Source organism: Rhodococcus sp. D-46 (genome assembly GCF_011290655.1).
Taxonomy (GTDB): domain Bacteria; phylum Actinomycetota; class Actinomycetes; order Mycobacteriales; family Mycobacteriaceae; genus Rhodococcus_F; species Rhodococcus_F qingshengii.
Window position 1 is genome coordinate 1 of the sequence record NZ_JAANTF010000011.1, and the last position, 18,403, is coordinate 18,403.

The 18,403-nt window shown below is 62.0% G+C and carries 21 protein-coding genes and 1 pseudogene; 13 read left to right on the forward strand and 9 right to left on the reverse strand.

The genetic code is table 11. The features are described 5' to 3' along the window. A pseudogene (locus tag G9U53_RS26360) lies at positions 1 to 565 on the reverse strand (hypothetical protein); the annotation flags it as partial. Positions 566 to 743: 178 nt separating this feature from the next. Here G9U53_RS26360 and G9U53_RS26365 point away from each other — a divergent pair. Together G9U53_RS26365 and G9U53_RS26370 are read left to right on the forward strand one after the other, a co-directional pair. Next, positions 744 to 1,244, forward strand: a complete 501-nt coding sequence (locus G9U53_RS26365; RefSeq protein ID WP_003946241.1) for an ImmA/IrrE family metallo-endopeptidase — start codon at positions 744 to 746, stop codon at positions 1,242 to 1,244. After that, on the forward strand, positions 1,241 to 2,242 hold the full coding sequence (locus G9U53_RS26370; RefSeq protein WP_003946245.1) for a hypothetical protein: 1,002 nt from the start codon (positions 1,241 to 1,243) through the stop codon (positions 2,240 to 2,242). Before G9U53_RS26365 ends, G9U53_RS26370 begins: the two co-directional genes overlap by 4 nt. Positions 2,243 to 2,302: 60 nt before the next feature. Here G9U53_RS26370 and G9U53_RS26375 read toward each other — a convergent pair whose 3' ends face one another. After that, on the reverse strand, positions 2,303 to 2,719 hold the full coding sequence (locus G9U53_RS26375) for a helix-turn-helix domain-containing protein (RefSeq protein ID WP_003946231.1): 417 nt from the start codon (positions 2,717 to 2,719) through the stop codon (positions 2,303 to 2,305). 479 nt (positions 2,720 to 3,198) lie between these two features. Between G9U53_RS26375 and G9U53_RS26380 the strand changes: the two genes are divergently transcribed. The 3 genes from G9U53_RS26380 (at position 3,199) to G9U53_RS26390 (ending at position 4,875) form a co-directional block, all read left to right on the forward strand. Next, positions 3,199 to 3,354 (forward strand): hypothetical protein, encoded by a 156-nt coding sequence (locus tag G9U53_RS26380; protein WP_003946253.1) that lies wholly within the window; start codon positions 3,199 to 3,201, stop codon positions 3,352 to 3,354. A 144-nt stretch (positions 3,355 to 3,498) separates the two neighbouring features. Then, positions 3,499 to 4,344: an SDR family oxidoreductase gene (locus G9U53_RS26385; RefSeq protein WP_165639592.1), complete on the forward strand. Its 846-nt coding sequence runs from the start codon at positions 3,499 to 3,501 to the stop codon at positions 4,342 to 4,344. A 48-nt stretch (positions 4,345 to 4,392) separates the two neighbouring features. Continuing rightward, positions 4,393 to 4,875, forward strand: coding sequence for a DUF2505 domain-containing protein (locus tag G9U53_RS26390; protein ID WP_030536322.1), 483 nt, complete (start codon positions 4,393 to 4,395; stop codon positions 4,873 to 4,875). Here G9U53_RS26390 and soxR read toward each other — a convergent pair. After that, positions 4,861 to 5,340 carry a redox-sensitive transcriptional activator SoxR gene (soxR, locus tag G9U53_RS26395; protein ID WP_003946250.1) on the reverse strand — a complete coding sequence of 160 codons (480 nt, stop codon included), beginning with the start codon at positions 5,338 to 5,340 and terminating at the stop codon, positions 4,861 to 4,863. The two genes, G9U53_RS26390 and soxR, sit on opposite strands and share 15 nt — an antisense overlap. 5 nt (positions 5,341 to 5,345) lie before the next feature. Then, complete coding sequence (locus G9U53_RS26400; protein WP_165639593.1) at positions 5,346 to 5,834, reverse strand: FABP family protein; 489 nt, start codon at positions 5,832 to 5,834, stop codon at positions 5,346 to 5,348. A 99-nt stretch (positions 5,835 to 5,933) separates the two neighbouring features. On the opposite strand from G9U53_RS26400, the gene arcA reads away from it, so the two are divergent. After that, positions 5,934 to 7,151: an arginine deiminase gene (gene arcA / locus G9U53_RS26405; RefSeq protein ID WP_003946210.1), complete on the forward strand. Its 1,218-nt coding sequence runs from the start codon at positions 5,934 to 5,936 to the stop codon at positions 7,149 to 7,151. A 13-nt stretch (positions 7,152 to 7,164) separates the two neighbouring features. Here arcA and arsC read toward each other — a convergent pair whose 3' ends face one another. After that, on the reverse strand, positions 7,165 to 7,518 hold the full coding sequence (gene arsC / locus G9U53_RS26410) for an arsenate reductase (glutaredoxin) (RefSeq protein WP_007729026.1): 354 nt from the start codon (positions 7,516 to 7,518) through the stop codon (positions 7,165 to 7,167). A 94-nt stretch (positions 7,519 to 7,612) separates the two neighbouring features. Between arsC and G9U53_RS26415 the strand changes: the two genes are divergently transcribed. From G9U53_RS26415 to G9U53_RS26430, 4 genes are all read left to right on the forward strand, one after another. Next, positions 7,613 to 8,296, forward strand: coding sequence for an SDR family oxidoreductase (locus tag G9U53_RS26415; RefSeq protein ID WP_003946268.1), 684 nt, complete (start codon positions 7,613 to 7,615; stop codon positions 8,294 to 8,296). Positions 8,297 to 8,338: 42 nt separating this feature from the next. Then, complete coding sequence (locus G9U53_RS26420; RefSeq protein WP_003946225.1) at positions 8,339 to 8,698, forward strand: GntR family transcriptional regulator; 360 nt, start codon at positions 8,339 to 8,341, stop codon at positions 8,696 to 8,698. A 48-nt stretch (positions 8,699 to 8,746) separates the two neighbouring features. Continuing rightward, a complete protein-coding gene (locus G9U53_RS26425) occupies positions 8,747 to 9,178 on the forward strand; it encodes a DoxX family protein (protein WP_003946228.1) in 432 nt (143 codons plus the stop codon). An 84-nt stretch (positions 9,179 to 9,262) separates the two neighbouring features. Continuing rightward, positions 9,263 to 10,897 (forward strand): BCCT family transporter, encoded by a 1,635-nt coding sequence (locus G9U53_RS26430; RefSeq protein ID WP_003946258.1) that lies wholly within the window; start codon positions 9,263 to 9,265, stop codon positions 10,895 to 10,897. Between the two features lie 55 nt (positions 10,898 to 10,952). Here G9U53_RS26430 and G9U53_RS26435 read toward each other — a convergent pair whose 3' ends face one another. Then, the gene (locus G9U53_RS26435; RefSeq protein ID WP_003946230.1) at positions 10,953 to 12,461 is read right to left on the reverse strand and encodes a phospholipid carrier-dependent glycosyltransferase; all 1,509 of its coding nucleotides are present in this window, start codon (positions 12,459 to 12,461) and stop codon (positions 10,953 to 10,955) included. A gap of 74 nt (positions 12,462 to 12,535) precedes the next feature. Here G9U53_RS26435 and rsmI point away from each other — a divergent pair, with 74 nt between their 5' ends. Continuing rightward, positions 12,536 to 13,366 carry a 16S rRNA (cytidine(1402)-2'-O)-methyltransferase gene (rsmI, locus tag G9U53_RS26440; RefSeq protein ID WP_003946264.1) on the forward strand — a complete coding sequence of 277 codons (831 nt, stop codon included), beginning with the start codon at positions 12,536 to 12,538 and terminating at the stop codon, positions 13,364 to 13,366. Here the strand turns inward: rsmI and G9U53_RS26445 are convergent. Both G9U53_RS26445 and metG read right to left on the reverse strand, forming a co-directional pair. Beyond that, on the reverse strand, positions 13,363 to 14,610 hold the full coding sequence (locus G9U53_RS26445) for a DUF2786 domain-containing protein (protein WP_207624626.1): 1,248 nt from the start codon (positions 14,608 to 14,610) through the stop codon (positions 13,363 to 13,365). The two genes, rsmI and G9U53_RS26445, sit on opposite strands and share 4 nt — an antisense overlap. Before the next feature lie 81 nt (positions 14,611 to 14,691). Further along, positions 14,692 to 16,290, reverse strand: a complete 1,599-nt coding sequence (gene metG, locus G9U53_RS26450) for a methionine--tRNA ligase (protein WP_165639594.1) — start codon at positions 16,288 to 16,290, stop codon at positions 14,692 to 14,694. Positions 16,291 to 16,311: 21 nt separating this feature from the next. On the opposite strand from metG, the gene G9U53_RS26455 reads away from it, so the two are divergent. Beyond that, complete coding sequence (locus G9U53_RS26455; protein WP_054780870.1) at positions 16,312 to 17,139, forward strand: TatD family hydrolase; 828 nt, start codon at positions 16,312 to 16,314, stop codon at positions 17,137 to 17,139. Between the two features lie 76 nt (positions 17,140 to 17,215). Further along, positions 17,216 to 17,605 carry a DUF6578 domain-containing protein gene (locus tag G9U53_RS26460; RefSeq protein ID WP_165639595.1) on the forward strand — a complete coding sequence of 130 codons (390 nt, stop codon included), beginning with the start codon at positions 17,216 to 17,218 and terminating at the stop codon, positions 17,603 to 17,605. A 36-nt stretch (positions 17,606 to 17,641) separates the two neighbouring features. Here G9U53_RS26460 and G9U53_RS26465 read toward each other — a convergent pair whose 3' ends face one another. Continuing rightward, on the reverse strand, positions 17,642 to 18,388 hold the full coding sequence (locus G9U53_RS26465; protein ID WP_030536313.1) for an amino acid ABC transporter ATP-binding protein: 747 nt from the start codon (positions 18,386 to 18,388) through the stop codon (positions 17,642 to 17,644). Positions 18,389 to 18,403: the final 15 nt, after the last annotated feature.

An 18,403-nucleotide genomic window follows, 5' to 3' on the forward strand; every position in this document is an offset into this window, starting at 1 on the left:
CGACTGAGCCGACCACGACTGAGCCGACCACGACGACTGAGCCGACCACGACGACTGAGCCGACCACGACGACTGAGCCGACCACGACGACTGAGCCGACCACGACGACTGAGCCCACGACGACTGAGCCCACGACCACGACTGAGCCCACGACCACGACTGAGCCCACGACCAACCCTTCGGCGTCGCAACGTCCGAGCAGCAGCGCTTCCCCCGCGACCAACGCAACTTCTGCGACCAACGCAACTTCGCAGACCGAGAGTCCTTCGAGCCAAGCACCCTCCGAGACACAGTCTCCTTCCGAATCGCAGCCGAGTTCCGAGCAGTCGTCCGCGGTAGCGGCTCCGCCGGCTGGACCGTCTGATCCGCAGGGACCGTCAGCGGGCGGCGGAGCGCCTGCACCCTCTGCCGGTGGACCGGCAAACGCTGCGCCGGGCGCAGTCGCAGCCCCTTCCGCACCCGAGGTTCTGGCCGCACCCGCACCCGTAGCTCCGCAGGTACCGTCGAACGTTCCGAACGTCGCGGCTCCGACTGACAACCCGCAGGCATTTCCGACGGCGTTCACTCAAGGGCTTCCGCCGATTCTCAACGCCGCCGCCGTCGCCGGCGGTGTAGGCGGAATGGCAGTGGTAGCGGCCGGTGCGGGAGCACTGACTTTCCGCGGAGCATCGCTGCAGAAGGCACGATTGGCTGCCGCGCGTGCCGAATTCCTGGCACCCGGATCACAGGGAGGTGCGTGAGTCGTGCCGGACAGACGTTCACATCGCCGCGTTCTGGCCGCGGTGGATGCCGTATGCGACGCAGCAGCGTCGTCGGAGGCAGTGTCACTGCTGACGGTGGTGCAGACAGTCGCCCGCGAGCGTGGGCGCCCGATCGAGATCGATCTGGAAACCCCTCTCGCCACCGGAGTGTGCGGTCAGCGCCGGGCCTACGACGACCACGACGTCATCGTTTTGGCTCCCGGACTACCCAATGTCGAGCGGACTCTGGCACATGAGTTGGGGCACATAGTGTTTCGCCACGAGGGTGCCGAGATCGCCGAGGCGACGCTCGAGGTCAGTGACGATTTGATCGCCTACATGTTGAGTCAACGTTCTCTGCGGCGCAACGAACCCGTGCCGATGGACGACATCGCGGAGTGGGAAGCCGAGACGTTTGCGTCGATGTTGATCATGCGTCTGCGAACGATGAGTGGCCGTGGGACACCGCTGTCGGTGTTGCGGTACGACGAGGCGATCGGATGATCTTTTGGGCTGTGGCCCTTCTCGTCTGGGTTGCAGCCGGCGCGAGACTGGGTCGAGTTGTCGCGCGCACCGCGACGCCGTTGCGAATGTCGATGGTCTTCGCCGGCTTCTCGGTCGCATTGTCGTCGACGGTCATGGTGCCTGCGGTATGGGACATCGTCGATCGCATTGCGCCGGAGCAGCATGCCGCCGCGATGATCGTCATCGTCTTGTGGACAGCGTTGTCTGCGGCCAGTGCAGTCGGCGCCGTGTCTGCGTGGCCGGTGATGTCACGTCCGGCTATGCGCGGCCTCGCCACCGTGCTGTACTCGGTGGGGCTCCTGGTGGCGATCGCGGTTCTCTTCGGCTACCCGGCGCCGGCTCTGATCTTTATCATCGTCGCTCTGTCCCTTGTCATTTCGACGGGGCTACGGCACGTTGCGTGGGCGCCGTTGGGGCGCGGAATCGCGTTGATCGTGACCGGTTCGTCGATCCTGCTCGTCGTGGTCGTCGTGATGCTTGTCGAATCGATCGGTGGCACCGGCGCACTCGAATCGGATATCTGGACGGGCGCAGGGGTGTGGTTCATCGCTGCCTCGAGTGTTCTGATTGCGCTGGGCATCACGTGGGTGCTTCTCGAGACCTGGTTACGTGCGCGACGAGATCTGTACCGGCTGCGGCGGATGCACGCGCTTCTCGTCAAGCGATTCCCCGAGGTAGTCGACGCGGACAGCGCCGGGAGTACGTCTGTGCTGCGGGCATCGGACATGATCGCGCAGATCATGGATGCGATGTACATCCAGTCCGGCGCCGGGATGTTCGACGTCGGTGGTCAGGAACCGCCGCGGGCCGTCACTGCACACGCGGGGATTTTGGCGGGGTGGATCGCCGATCCCTTGGCCTCGGATGTGTTGGACACCAGGTGGATTGCGCCTCCTGAGAAGATGTCGGCGCGCCGCTGGGTGTTGTTGTTGGCGAAAGAACTCGATGAAACGACAAAAGTAGGTCGACGTTCGTAGTCGACCTACTCCATGTCATTGCAGTGCTCGAGATCGAGTCAGTGCTTCAGCACGGTCACATCAGCGTGACGCGTCAGGCGGAACCTCTGGCAAACCTTCACTCGCGCGGAGCTTTTCAGCCATCGTGGTGAGTAGATTCTGCGATTCTTCCGAGAGGTCGAATGCACGGCTCGAGAGGCGGCGAAGCCCGTAGCCTTGGAGCTGTGAGAGCAGTTCGAGATCGTGATCGATCTTGGCTGCGTAGATGTCGTTGAAGAAGTAGTCGGGCTTCACCTTGAAGAACCGGGCGAAGGCTGCGACTGTCTCGTCTGAGGGGTTGGTGCGCTGTCCCGAGCGGAGCTGCGAGATGTACGGCTTGGAGATCTGATGGCCGTCTTCGATGAGCGCTGCCGCAACCTCGGCGTTGGTATGGGGTTTGCGCCCCGGAGGATGAACACTGTCGAACAGTTTGTTCAATCGTTCTGCAAAGTCAGCCATTGTGAACCGCCCCGTAATCCTCTCTAGCTAGCAATTGTCCGTTCAGTGAATCCTACGGTATCACGCGGATAACCGATCGGTAGCTCACCGTAGTCTGTTTAGTGGACTAGTTGTCAAATGTGTCCGTGATTCGATTCGTCCGCCCAATGAGTGCTCAGCTATGTCTCAGCGCACATTGAGTTTCCGCCACACGGAAATGTGCAGCTACGACTGCGCTATTCGAACCTTCCAGTACTTGGCCAATCTGCCCAATATCAAACCTTTTACCCGTTTTGGCGATATTAGCTATGCGTTAGCCTGGTTTTTCACAACTATTTCGATTGAAAAACTGCAGTTCAAGCGATGTTTGAAGGTTTGGGGTCGCGATCAGGGTGGCTGGTTGCGATGTCATGCGGATCACCTCCGGGTTGAACCTTGAACGGTTTGCCGGATTGCGATCTGTGCTAGCTAAACCCTCCGAGTGGGTGCAGAATTGTGACATGAAACACACGATGAGCGATGATGAATTGCGCCGCGCAATCCGTGAAATTCAGGATCGAGCCCACGACGCACGCAAGCGTGGGGACGATGTAGCGGCGGAAGAACTCGACCGTACGGTCAAGGGCTATCAAGAGCAGATGATGCAGCGTCTCTAGTGCTCGCTGCGGTCGTCTCTGTGCGGTGTTTGCGCGGAGTGCGGCCGTGCCCCCAGGTCGTCTTGCGTGTTTCAGGGCGGCCGCATCGTGCGTGCGTAGACTTTCCCGCATGTCCACAGTACGAGTGCGGGGGAGTGTTCATCCATGTCTGTAAGGTCGCTCGACGGCAAGAAATGCCTGATCACCGGCGCCGGTAGTGGAATTGGACGTGCAACTGCGCTGCGTGCATCAGAGGTCGGCGCCGAATTGTTTCTCACCGATATCAACAGCGTCGGATTGGAAGAGACGGTCGCGATGGTCGGCGCCGGCGGCGGCACGGTCAGCATGGCGAAGGCACTCGATATCTCGGACTACGACGAGGTCGTGAAATTCGGTACCGAGATTCACGCTCAATTTTCTTCGATGGATGTCGTCATGAATATCGCCGGCATTTCGGCGTGGGGAACTATCGAGAACCTCGAACATCGGCATTGGAAGTCCATGGTGGACGTCAACCTGATGGGGCCGATCCATGTCATGGAGACGTTTGTTCCACCCATGATTCGTGCCGGCAAGGGTGGACACCTGGTCAACGTGTCTTCGGCTGCCGGACTTTTGGCCCTGCCGTGGCACGCCGCCTACAGTGCGAGCAAGTTCGGCCTTCGCGGGGTGTCCGAGGTGCTGCGATTCGATCTGAAGCGGCACGGAATCGGGGTCAGTCTGGTTGTGCCGGGTGGGGTGAAGACGCCATTGGTGGGAACCGTGGAAATAGCGGGTATCGACAGGAACGACCCGCGGGTCGAAAAACTCACGCACCGGTTCGAGGCGCGTGCTGTCTCCCCGGAGAAGGTGGCGTCGTGCATTCTGCGGGGAATCGAGAAGAATACGTACCTCGTATATACGTCCAATGACATCCGATTCGGGTACTGGTGGGCGCGCAAATTCGCCCTGCCTTACGAGTTCGTGATGCAAAAAGCGAACGACCAGTTCAGTAAATTGCTCAAGCGATGAGCGTTAACTCCGCCGGGACTTTTATCTAGTCGAATAGGGACCAAAGTCATGCCGAAGAGTTTTCACTTCGATATCGAATTCAAATATCCGATCGACGACGTGCATCGAACTTTGACCGACCCGAATTATTGGAAAGGCAGACTCGGAGACCTTTATGCCACCTCGGACATCGAAGTTCGAGACGGATCGATCGAAGTATCCGTGTCCGAGGAAATCGACTCCGCCTCCCTCCCGAGCCTGGTCGCCAAGGTTGCGCCGAGTCGGCTCGGTCTGAAACGGGTCGATCGGTGGGGACCGCTGTCGGACGGGCGTGCAGCAGGGTCGGTCACCGGAATCGCGCGGGGACTGCCGATCCGAATCGAGACGACGCTCGATCTCACCGCCGCCGAGTCCTGCACGCGGTTGGTCGTCGACGGAACGGCTGAGGTGAAGATGCCGATCATCGGCGGCCAGATCGAGAAGTTGCTGAAGAAGACCGTCGAGGACTTGCTGGGGCGCGATCGGGACGCCGTCGAGTCATTTCTCGCCTGAGCCTGCACCGAAATCTACTTCCAGAACGCGCGCACCCGGGCCGGCGGATGCGAGTTGATCGTGCGGGTTGGCGAGGGCGCACCCCTCCAACGAGAGGCACCCGCAACCGATGCAACCGGTGAGGTTGTCCCGTAGACGTTCCAGTTGCTCGATGCGTAGATCGAGGTGGCGCCGCCACCCGGTCGACAATCTTTCCCAATCTGCGCGGTTCGGGGTACGGCCTTCAGGAAGTGTGCCGAGAGCCTCTCTGATTTCCGACAGCGGAATGCCGACGCGTTGCGAGATTCTGATGAAGGCGACGCGTCGAAGCGTGTCTCGTTGGTATCGGCGCTGGTTTCCGCTGGTCCGGCGACTGACGATGAGGCCTTCTCGTTCGTAGAAATGCAGGGCCGAGACGGCGACACCGCTGCGCTCGGAGAGCTGGCCGGGCGTGAGTTCCTTTGCCTTCCACGACGGCATCTCCATGGCGACTACCGGTCCGTCGCGCGGTGGAGGGTGGCGTGGAGATGATGCGTCAGCGGGGTGTCGCCGTGCGCCATCCACAGGTCGTATGTCAGCGTGTCGCCCTGAACGCGCATGACTCGCCGAACGTCGTGAACCGGTTTTGCGTCGGGTGATGCTGCGAGCGTGAGACGGGTCAAGGCGAGAGTGCCTTCGGAGTCGAGGGTGCCGCGATGGATCTCGACGAATCCGGTGGGCTGGCTGACCAGCAATTCGAGCTCACCACCCGGTGTTGGGCGCAGGTATCCCGATTCCATGTGAAGCGGTCGTCCGTCGGGGAGCCCACGAGTGCGCGACGAGTAGGTGAGAAACGGTTTCGGGGTGGACGCGAACTCGATCTCCTCGGAGTACTCGAAGTCGTCGATGGTGGGGAAATGTCCGGCTCCGGCGCCGACCCAGCGCCCGGTGAACCTCTCGATTCCGGCGCCGTTCAGCGCCGCCTGATCCGTACTACTCATTGCCTGGTCCTCTCGCCTGCGTCGGATCAGACGTTACGCGGGCCGGTACGACAGCTGCTTGTCCCTGCTGGGTGGGGCCTACGGGATTAGTGTTCACTCATGAACGCTTCTGGCTCCGTCCCCCTCGGTGTCGATTCCGAGGTGGGCCGATTGCGATCGGTCATTCTTCATCGTCCTGGCGACGAGTTGAAACGATTGACTCCGCGCAACAACGACGAGCTGCTGTTCGACGCGTTGCCGTGGGTGGACCGCGCGCAGGAAGAACACGATCAGTTTGCGACCGTCCTTCGTGAGCGCGGCGTCGAGGTACTGCTTTTGTCCGATCTCCTCACCGAGGCGCTCGAGGTCAGTGGCGCAGCGAGGATCCAGGGAATCGCGGCCGCCGTCGACGCACGCAAGATCGGCCACGCGCTCGGGCAACACCTGGCCGCCTACCTGCGAAAGGTGGAGCCGAAGGAGCTTTCGTCGATCCTTACTGCAGGAATGACGTTCGACGAATTGCCGATCGATGCCGACTCGACCTCGTTGGTGCGCAGGATGCATCACGGCGGTGACTTCGTGATCGACCCGTTGCCCAACTTGCTCTTCACCCGTGATTCGTCGTTCTGGGTCGGGCCACGGGTCATCATCACGTCCTTGGCGTTGTCAGCGCGAGCTCGCGAATCCTCGATAACGGATCTCGTCTACGCGCATCACCCTCGATTCAAAGGCGTGCGCCGCGCGTACGAGTCGCACACGGCTCCTGTCGAGGGAGGTGACGTGCTGCTTCTCGCGCCGGGGGTGATCGCAATCGGTGTCGGTGAACGTACGTCACCCGCCGGAGCAGAAGCATTGGCGCGTAGCGTGTTCGACGACGGCCTCGCCCACACGGTGTTGGTTGTTCCGATCGAGCAACGCCGAGCGTCGATGCATCTCGACACGGTCTGCACCATGGTCGAGGCCGACGCGGTCGTCATGTATCCGGCCATTCAGGACACCCTGGCGGCGTTCACTCTGCGCAAGGAAGACGACGGGGTGAGTATTCGCGGTGCGACGCCGTTCCTCGAAGCGGCGGCCGACGCCATGGGAATCGGAAAACTGCGTGTGATCGACACCGGACTCGACACGGTGACTGCCGAGCGTGAGCAGTGGGACGACGGAAACAACACCCTCGCCGTCGAGCCTGGCGTCGTCGTCGCTTACGAGCGCAACGTCGAAACGAACGCCAGGCTGGAGGCCTCGGGTATCGAGGTTTTGCGAATCGCGGGTTCGGAACTGGGGTCCGGCCGAGGTGGTCCTCGGTGCATGTCCTGCCCGATCGCCCGCGATCCGCTGTAAGCAGTCGACGCTGTCAGAGAATTTCTTCCACCTTGGCTGCAGGCCGCGCGAGGACGGTGCCTTTGTCGGTGACCACGAACGGGCGTTCGATCAGAATTGGGTGCTCGATCATCGCGTCGAGGATCTCGGATTCGGATGCATCGGCGAGCCCGAGTTCCTTGAACTGCGTTTCGCGCTTGCGAACGGCTTGGCTGGGCTCGAGGCCGGCGTCGGCGAGGAGTTTTTCCAGCTCGGATCGGGTAGGCGGAGTATCGAGGTACTTCACAATGGTCGGTTCGATGCCGGCGTCGCGGATAAGTCCGAGAACAGTCCGCGACGTGTTGCACCGTTGATTGTGGAAGATGGTTGCAGATGCCATGTCCGTCATTCTGCCTCTGTGTCCGAACTCGTGGGACAAACAGGGGAACAACGGACACCTCCGGCGCGCTGCACTTGAAGTACCGACTTGTGAGGAGAAAACGATGACGGAACATCGAAGTGTGGACGAACGGCGCGTGGTCATTGCCGGTGGGCACGGCAAGATCGCGCAGCACCTGACATACCTGCTGGCAGGACATGGTGATCGGCCGGTAGCGCTGATCCGCAACTCCGCGCACGAGGGTGCGGTCCGCACACTCGGCGCGTTCCCCGTGGTGATCGATCTGGAATCCTCCACGGTCGAGGAAGTTGCGAAGGTACTCGACGGTGCCGACGTCGCGGTCTTCGCCGCGGGCGCCGGACCTGGTAGCTCGATCGAGCGGAAGGACTCCGTAGACCGAGCTGCGGCGGTGCTGTTGGCCGATGCCGCCGAGAAAGCGGGAGTGCGTCGGTTCATACAGATCAGCGCCATGGGTGCTGGTGACGAAATACCGGAGAACACCGACGAGGTTTTTGCCGCCTACCTGCGGGCGAAGACTGCAGCAGAGGAAGACCTGAAGACAAGGACTTCGCTGGATTGGACGATTCTTCGGCCAGGCCTTCTGACAGACGACGACCCCACCGGTGAAGTCCTTCTTGCAGAGCCGCCCGTCGATCGAGGCTCTGTGCCTCGTGCAGATGTCGCCGCAGTGATCGAAGCGCTCATCGACGCGCCGTCCAGTGTCGGCAAGATATTGGTTCTGACCTCCGGCCCGCATACGATCCGCGAAGCGATCGAGGGTTTGTGAGAGAGAAGATGCTGTGACCGAGAAGATACGACGAGGGTGACGATGAAGATCGCGATCGAACACGATTCCTCCACAGCTCCGTACGACCAACTGCGGCAACAGATTATCGAGCAGGTTCACGGCGGCGGATTGATTGCGGGAACCAAGATCCCGACGGTGCGTGCATTGGCTTCGGAGCTGGGATTGGCGGCCAACACCGTCGCGAAGGCTTATCGCGCGCTCAGCGATCAGGGCGTGATCGAGACGAGGGGAAAGCAAGGGACGTTCATCGCTTCGGGGACCGATCCGGTGCAGGCGCAGGCGGAGCAGGCGGCGACCGCGTTTGCGCATAAGGTCCGCTCGCTCGGGTACTCCGACACTGAGATCGTCGCCATGGTGGAGTCGGCATTGAGAGGTGCGTGACACATTGATTAAGTTGACGCTTCAACTTAAAGCTGTCAGTCTTGGCTCATGAATTCGTCGATTGCTCGTGACCTCGGACTCCTCATCGCCCGTGTCGGCCTCGGGATCATCTTCATCGCCCACGGTTGGCAGAAGTTCTTCACCTACAAGATCGCCGGAACGCAGGCCGCATTCGAAGGGATGGGCGCCCCGCTCCCCAAGATTTCTGCAGTTCTGGCAGCATCCATCGAACTCGGTGGCGGCATCCTGCTCATCGCGGGTCTGCTGACCCCGCTCGTCGGCGCACTGCTGTTCCTCGACATGGTCGGCGCGTTCTTCATCGTGCACGCCGACAAGGGCGTCTTCATAGACAACGGCGGCTATGAACTCGTCGTCGCACTCGGTGTCGGTTCGCTCTTGATCGCTGTTATCGGCGCAGGACGCATCAGCATCGACGGATTGATCGGCAAGGGCAACGGTTGGGTTAAAACCCCAGCTTGATCGGGGTGAGAAGGCGGGTTCAACGGCTGTTGAGCCCGCCTTCCAGCTTGCTTTTGGCCCACAAAGTGACGAACGTAGTCATCTATGGTGACGAAATCTGATCGATCCGAACAAGATTCCGGGGCCAACGAAGAGCGCCCGGAGACGGGCTTTACTCGGGTAGGCGTTCGGACCGACTACGTGGTGTTTTCCGTGGCGGCCGCAGCGGTGCTGGCTATTGTCGTGTGGGGTCTCGTAGCTCCCGACAACCTGAACTCGGTAACCGGAAGTGTTCTCGGCTGGTTGGTGACGAACATCGGCTGGCTCTTCGTACTCGCAGCTTCGGCTTTCGTGCTGTTTTCCATCTACCTCGCTGTCAGTCGATTCGGCGACATTCCGCTGGGCAAAGACGGTGAGAAGCCCGAGTTCCGAACCGTCAGCTGGATCGCCATGATGTTCAGCGCCGGCATGGGCATCGGCCTGATGTTCTTCGGTGTCGCGGAACCGCTTGCGCACTACGTGACTCCGCCTCCCGGTACCGACGGTGGCGTCGGAACTGCCATGGCTACCACCATGTTTCACTGGGGTCTTCATCCTTGGGCGATGTATGCCGTTGTGGGCCTTGCCATTGCGTACGGGTCGTATCGCCGAGGACGCAAGCAACTGTTCAGTTCGGCCTTCATCCCGTTGCTCGGTCGCAAAGCCGAAGGGCCGATCGGCAAGGTCATCGACATCCTGGCAATCTTTGCGACACTTTTCGGCACCGCAGCATCTTTGGGGCTCGGCGCACTTCAGATCGGCTCCGGTTTCGAGGTAGTCGGCTGGATGGAAGAAGCCGGCGTATTCCTGCTCGTGGCCATCGTTGCGGTGCTGACCCTGGCGTTCGTCGCTTCGGCAGTTTCCGGTGTGGCCAAGGGAATTCAGTGGCTCTCCAACATCAACATGGTGCTAGCGCTGATCTTGGCCCTGTTCGTGTTCGTTCTCGGGCCGACCGTGCTGATTCTCAATCTGCTCCCGACGACCATTGGTGCATACGTTTCCGACCTCGCCCAGATGTCGGCCCGCACGGGTGCATCGTCGAATCCTGAAACCGGCGCGTGGCTTTCGTCGTGGACGATCTTCTACTGGGCATGGTGGGTGTCCTGGACGCCGTTCGTCGGCATGTTCCTGGCCCGCATCAGCCGCGGCCGCACGATCCGCCAGTTCATCGTCGGCGTCATCGCCGTTCCCACGACTGTCAGCTTGCTCTGGTTCGCGATCTTCGGCGGCGCAGGCATCGGTGAGGAACGCGACGGAATCGGCTTGTCCGGCCGAGGCTCGGAAGAGGCTCAACTGTTCGGCATGCTCGACAATCTGCCGTTGGCCGGAGTGACGACTGTCCTGGTCATGCTGCTCGTCGCAGTGTTCTTCGTCTCCGGCGCCGACGCTGCGTCGATGGTGATGGGGACGCTCTCGCAGCGCGGAACGCTCGAACCGAGTCGCTGGGTCGTGGTGTTCTGGGGCATGTTGACCGGTGGCGTCGCGGCGCTTCTGCTGTGGACCGGTGGTTCCGAAGCGCTCGACGGCTTGCAGACCATGACGATCATCGCTGCGGCGCCGTTCGTGCTGGTCATGATCGGATTGTGCTTCTCGCTGTACAAGGATCTTTCGCACGACCCGATCATCATTGCGGCGAAGGAGCAGAAACGTGCTCTCCTACGCCCGCGCCGAGGACGCCGTGTGGGTAAGTCAGTGGAGTAGGACTTGAACCGTGAAGGGGCACCGAACTGCGGTTCGGTGCCCCTTTGTCGTCCGGTTATTTCCAGCTGGGCAACCACAGATGGTTCTGCCACGATTCCGGCGTGATCGGCATGGCGGTGAGTATCGGCCAGAGGTAGACGAAGTTGGCCACGACCAGACCGATGTACAGACTGACTGCCAGAAGTCCGGTGGTACGACGCTCGACGGACGCGCTCGCCTTGCCCAGTACATCGCCGAGGACCAGCGCAAATCCCATGACCATGAACGGGGCGAGTGCAACTGCGTAGAAGTAGTACATCTGGCGGTCGAGCGTCGCGAACCACGGGAGGTAAGCGGCACCGTAGCCCGTCAGGACCACGGCGTATCGCCAGTCCCTGCGCACGAACGTCTGCCAGATCGCCCACGCCAACATCGGTAGGGCCAGCCACCACATCGCCGGTGTGCCGATCAGCATCACGGCCTTGACGCAGCTGGCGGCCCCGCAACCGGTGACCTGCTCGCCGTCGGCGTAGTAGTAGAGCATCGGTCGTAGCCCCATCGGCCACGTCCACGGTTTCGACTCCCACGGGTGGTGGTTTCCGGCGGAGTTGGTCAGACCGGCGTGGAACTGGAGAACGTTTCCGCTGTAGTACCAGAGTGAGCGCAGCGCGGAGGGAATGAAGCTCCATGTGCCCCCCTCACCGATCTCGTTACCGACGGCGTGACGGTCGACGCCGGTCTCGCTGGTGAACCAGGCCCAGTAGCTCGCGAGGTACACACCGAGCGGAATGATCACCAACGCATACAGAGCAGGCCCGATGTCGCGAACTGCAGTGCCGACCCATGGGCGCTGCACGCGGTAGGCGCGGCGCGCTGACAGGTCGAAGGCAACACTGAGCAATCCGAAGAACAGAATGAAGTACATGCCGGACCACTTGGTTCCGCAGGCCAGGCCGAGCAGGATGCCGGCGCCGAACCTCCACCACCGGAAACCCAGCCGCGGACCCCAGGCAGAGTCGCCGATTCGGCCCTCTTCGTATACCTTCGCCATCCGTTCGCGGACTTGGTCGCGATCGACCACCAGGCATCCGAGAGCAGCGAGGACGAAGAAAGCCAGGAAGATGTCGAGCATCCCCAGGCGTGAGGAGACGAAGGTGACGCCGTCCACGATGAGCAGGATTCCGGCAATCGCGCCGATCAGCGTGGAGCGCGTCATGCGGCGCACGATCCGGATGATCAGCAAGACCATCAGTGTCCCGACCAGGGCCGACGAGAATCGCCACCCCCAACCGTTGTAACCGAAGAGTGCTTCGCCGATCGCGATCATCTGCTTACCGATCGGCGGGTGTACCACCAATCCGTAACCGGGATTGTCCTCGATGCCGCCACCGGTCAGAACTTGCCAGCCCTGCGGAACGTAGTGCTTCTCGTCGAAGACAGGTGTGCCGGCGTCGGTCGGGTAGGCGAGCATCGTGAAGCGTGTGATCGCCGCGATAGCGGTGACGAAAGCGGTGACGATCCAGCCGCGCAATCTGTCAGTCGGGCCGAAATCAGGATCCGGTACCAGCGGGCCGGGACTACGCATTACCCGATCGCTCGTGGCGGGCGTTGGCCGCTCGTCCGTCTGCACAGTCACCTGGCAATCGTAGGCTGTCAGGTATGACTGGTCGCTTGGTACTCGCCGCAACACCCATGGGAGATGTCGGTGACGCGTCTCCGCGTCTTCGGTCTGCTCTCGCAACCGCCGACGTCGTTGCTGCGGAGGACACACGACGCACCAAGTCTCTGGCGTCCGCGCTCGAGGTAACCATCACCGGGAAGATCGTCAGTTTCTACGATCAGGTCGAGATTTCCCGGCTGCCCGCGCTGGTTGCCGACGTCGCCGAAGGCAAGACCGTCCTGCTGGTCACGGACGCGGGCATGCCGTCGGTCAGCGATCCCGGATATCGCCTTGTCGCCGCCTGCGTAGCCGAGAACCTCGCCGTCACGTGCTTGCCCGGTCCGTCGGCGGTGACGACGGCGCTGGCACTCTCCGGATTGCCCGTGGAGCGGTTCTGCTTCGACGGATTCCCACCGCGTAAGCAGGGGCAGCGCAAGACGTGGCTCTCGGCCTTGGCAACCGAGCAGCGAGCGTGTGTGTTCTTCGAAGCACCCCATCGCCTTGCCGACTGCCTCGCAGATGCGGTGGAAGTTCTCGGGCCGAATCGGCGCGCGGCCGTGTGCCGGGAATTGACCAAGACCTACGAGGAAGTGAAGCGCGGCACTCTCGGGGAGTTAGCTGCTTGGGCCGCCGAGGGCGTTCGCGGTGAGATCACGGTGGTGCTCGAAGGCGCAGTGCTGGTGGCATCTGATCCTGCCGATCTAGTCGACGAGGTGGAAAGGCTGGTCGAGGGGGGAGCACGATTGAAGGACGCGTGTGCTCTGGTCGCAACGGCCGGAGTCTCCAAGCGTGAGTTGTACGAGACGGTCCTGGCTGCGCGCAAGGACTAGCGGGAGCGGTTCACGGCGGGTGCGCCGGGACGCAGGTTGGCGTCGTCGGCTGCAGCCTGGCCGGCGTGCCAGCCTTCGGCGTCCACGGACCGTCCGCGAGTCTTGCGGGTTGTCGGGAACAATCGATCGAATTCGGCGTCGACGGCCTCGGATGTGGTGGCGAGGATCGGCAGAAGATCCGCGACGTCCATCGATGCCGCGTCGGCCGCTTCGGCGGTGGCTTTGGTGCCGGCGTCACGCAGGCGGTGTCCGATGCGGCTGGCGAACCCGGCCAGGAATCCCTTGCGGAACGAGGTGGTGCGTGAGCCGCCGCGATTGCTCGAGTCGGCGAATTGCATTGCACGGGTTGCCTGTACGAGCAGGGAAGTGAACAGCATGTCGACTTGCTGAAGGTCGACCGGAGTGCCGACGACGGTCGCGAGTGCAATGTCGCTGAACCAGACAGTCCTGACTCGATTCGATTCGCCGATCTCGGTCAGGAGGTGAACCTTTTCCTTCACGTACGGGTTCTCGATGTGAATGCGTCGGGCATTGACGGATGTGTCGGTGACCCCGGCGCGACTGTGGAGCAGTGCGGAGTCGATGGCGTACCGGGTCATCAACTCCTGGGCCTTCGCGGTGAAAATCTCGGCTTCTTCCGCGAAGTTGGTTGCTTCCGCTTTGGCGAGTAGTCCACGAATTCGCTTGAGTACCTTGGCGTCGACCTCGGTATCGCCGACGCCGGCATAGCTGGTATCGGTGCGTTGCGACGGCCAGGTGGATGGTGGCGCGAGCAACACCGTCCACTGAGGTAGGCGCATCCACGATCGCGCGATGTCGACGATCTGCGAAACGAGGAAGTAGGGATCCTGGAACAGAAGGCCGGCCGCGAGGGAGCGAAAAACGTCGTCGTCCACGGTGATTCGAGAAGCGATGTGCCGAGACTTCGGATACTGCTCGCCGATCGTCTGCAACTGCCCCACCCATTCGAGCGGAGCGCGATCGGAGGCGCGCGACGCCTTCGCGTCGAACAGGATGGTGGTGGCGGCGAGATCGGCGTCGGACGCTTCTTTGCTTCGACGCGCCAGATGAATCAGATCCGCCGGCTGCCATCCGCGGTCGTACGCCGCGGACAGTTCGGAAACGAGATCTCGCACCGCGGAAACGGATTGAGGGCTGACCTCCTGAGTGGACACCCGCGCTCCGTTCCATGGCAGTGTCTGCGCCGAAGCGCTGGTTCGAATGTATGTTCTATTCGTCGTCATAGCTGGAGTGTGCACGTGGGGTCCGACACATCCGCCTGTAACCGGATATCTCGGACCCCACGTGCGGCACTCTCGCTTAGCTCATTCCTCGACGAAGCGGGGGAAAACTGGCGCCGGAGCAGGCAGTTTCCGGTTCGCGTCGATGCGAACCGCAATGTCGGCGAACTGCCGGTTCTCTTCGCTCTGGCCAAGCAGATCGAGGATGCGTGACGCCGCGTCGGGCATCACCGGCTGAACGAGAAGCCCGACGATACGGACCACTTCGAGCGTCACGTACAGAACCGTCGCCATGCGTGCCGGATCCGTCTTGCGCAGAACCCACGGTTCCTGCTTGGAGAAGTACCGGTTGGTCTCGCCGAGAACGCCCCAGATGGCTTCCAGTGCGAGATGCAGCGCCTGCACGTCGAACTCGCTGCGGCACTTGGCAAGCAGGGCATCCGCCGACGCCAGCATCGCCAGGTCGTCCTCGGTGAACTCGCCGGGGGTCGGTACCTGGGCATCGCAGTTCTTCGCGACCATCGTCAGTGAACGCTGCGCGAGGTTGCCCAGTTCATTGGACAGGTCTGCATTCATACGCGTCACGATTGCTTCGTGGCTGTAGCTGCCGTCCTGGCCGTACGAGATCTCGCGGAGCAGGAAGAAACGGACCGCGTCGAGGCCGTACTGATCGACCATCGCGATGGGGTCGACGACGTTGCCGACCGACTTCGACATCTTCTCGCCCTTGTTGTACAAGAACCCGTGGACGAAGACCCGCTCCGGCAGTTCGATGCCGGCAGACATGAGGAACGCCGGCCAGTACACGGTGTGGAAACGCGTGATGTCCTTGCCGATGATGTGCAGGCTCGCGGGCCAGAACTTCTCGAACTCCGCCGAGTCGACGTTCGGGTAACCCACGCCGGTCAGGTAGTTGGTGAGGGCGTCGACCCAGACGTACATGACGTGGCCGGGGTCTCCGGGAACCTCGACGCCCCAGTCGAACGTGGTGCGCGAGATCGACAGGTCCTTGAGGCCGCCCTTGACGAAGCTGACGATCTCGTTGCGACGAGTCGCGGGGGCAATGAACTCGGGATGCTCTTCGTACAGAGCAAGCAAACGGTCCTCGTAGGCCGAGAGACGGAAGGTGTAGTTGGACTCCTCGGTCCACTCCACCGGAGTGCCGGTCTCCGTCGACTGACGGGTGCCGTCGTCCAGAAGCGTGGTCTCGGCTTCGGTGTAGAAGGCCTCGTCACGAACCGAATACCACCCCGAGTACGTGTCGAGGTAGATGTCGCCCGATGCGGCCATCTTTTCCCAGATCGCCTTGCTGGCGACCTGATGATCGGCGTCGGTGGTGCGGATGAACCGGTCGTACGAGATGTTCAGGACCTTGTCGAGGTTCTGGAACACGTCGGAGTTCCGAGCCGCGAGTTCGCGGACGTCGATGCCCTCTTTGATCGCTGTCTGCTGCATCTTCAGACCGTGCTCGTCGGTGCCGGTCATGAAGAACACTTCATGACCGTCCAACCGCTTGAAACGGGCGAGCGCGTCCGAGGAGATGTACTCGTACGCGTGGCCGATGTGCGGAGCGCCGTTGGGATACGCGATCGCTGTCGTGATGTAGAACGGCGATCGTTCCGCGCCTTCCGGGGCAGCGGAGTCCGGGCGCGGGGTCTGGGAGGGTGAGGCAGGCACAGTCATGGTGGGCTTACTCTATCGGGCGTGAGCAAAGACCGTCCCGCCCCCGATGCCCCTGAGCCCTTGTCGCCTCTGATCGACGCACATACGCACCTCGACGCCTGTGGTGCGCACGACGCTGCGACCGTGGCCGAAATTGTCGATCGGGCCGAGGCCGTCGGCGTCGGACGGGTCGTCACGGTGGCCGACGACCTTGATGCCGCACGCTTTGCCGTCGACGCTGCGAACTGGGATTCGAGGGTTTACGCAGCCGTCGCAATCCATCCGACCAGGGCGAACGTCCTCGATGTCGACACCAGAGCCGAGATAGAACGGTTGGCGTCCGATCCGCGGGTCGTCGCGGTGGGGGAGACCGGGCTGGATCTCTACTGGCCGGGCAAGCTCGAAGGGTGCGCCACCATCGAGGAGCAGGTCGACGGTTTCCGGTGGCACATCGACCTCGCGAAGCGTCTCGGTAAGACGCTGATGATTCACAATCGCGAAGCCGATCAGGACCTGCTGCGGGTGCTGCACGAGGAAGGCGCGCCGGAGACTGTGGTGTTCCACTGCTTCTCCTCGGATTCGGAGATGGCCCGTGCGTGCATCGACGCGGGCTACGTGTTGAGTTTCTCGGGAACCGTGAGTTTCAAGAATGCGAAGGCGCTGCGTGAGGCCGCGCTGTTGGTGCCCTCGGATCAGCTGATCGTCGAGACGGATGCGCCGTTCTTGACGCCGCACCCGTTCCGCGGTGCGCCCAACGAGTCGTACTGCCTGCCGTACACGGTGCGCGCACTCGCAGACATCCGCGGCGAGGATCCGCAGGCGCTGGCAGCAGCGTCCACGGCGACAGCGGAGCGCGTCTACAAGCTCTGACGCTATGGTGGTCTGACAGGTAACTCCGCGCCCGGGACGGTCGTGTCCCGGTTCGTCTACTGCGCGGAGTATTCAGATGAATGACTACAACGTGGTCACAGTCCGCATCGAAACGTGGGAATTCGAGTGCTGTGCACCGTTGCCGGTGGTCGGCGAAAAATCTGCGTGGGCTTTGCACCCCACACGTGAGTCGCTGTGGTTCGACGGGACGGTTCATGGAGGAATCTATCCCGACGACGTGGAACCTACGGCCGGGATCGTTCTCTCGATCCGACTCGAGCGCGGCGAGTTTGTCGAACAAGAACCCAGGCACTGGGTATTGGTACCTGGGAGCACCGATCACGTTCGAGTCGAGAAGGTCCCACGGTCTTTTCGCGGCATGTCGTCGCTGGTTGCCGGTCGTCGTGGCTGGATGGAGACGGCCGTTGTCGTCGAATTGGCCACCACCCGTGCGCCTTTCCGGTAGTCCCCGCTACCAAAAAGGCGCACAGGGGGCTTGCCCCTAGAGAACCTTCGCCAGGAAGTCCTGGGTGCGCTGCTGCTGGGGGTTGCCGAACAGACTCTCCGGCTTACCTTCTTCGACGATGTATCCGTCGGCCATGAAGATGACTCGGTCGGAAACCTCACGAGCGAAGCCCATCTCGTGGGTCACGACGACCATGGTCATGCCCTGCTTGGCGAGGTCGCGCAGCACCTGCAGAACCTCACCCACCATTTCGGGGTCGAGGGCGCTGGTGGCCTCGTCGAAGAGCATGATGTCCGGACTCATCGCGAGTGCGCGGGCGATGGCAACGCGCTGCTTCTGCCCACCGGACAGGCTGGCGGGCTTGGCATCTGCCTTCTCCGCGAGACCGACCTGGCCGAGCAGTTTGACGGCGATCTCGCGAGCCTGCTCCTTGGTCGATCGCCCGGTCTGCACCGGAGCGAGCATCACGTTTTCGACGACGCTCATGTGAGGGAACAGGTTGAAGTGCTGGAACACCATCCCGATGTGCTGGCGCACCTTGTCGATGTCGACATCCTTGTTCGTGAGGTCGAACTGGTCGACGCGCACGGATCCGGCGGTGATGTCTTCGAGGCGGTTGAGGCAACGCAGGAAGGTCGACTTGCCGGAACCGGAAGGCCCGATGACGCAGACCACTTCACCGCTCTTGATGTCGACGTCCAGGCCCTTGAGGACCTCGTTGTCGCCGAACGACTTCTTCAGTCCCTTGACCGAAATCTTGACCTCGGTGGCGGACTTGCCCATGTTGACGGCTGTTTC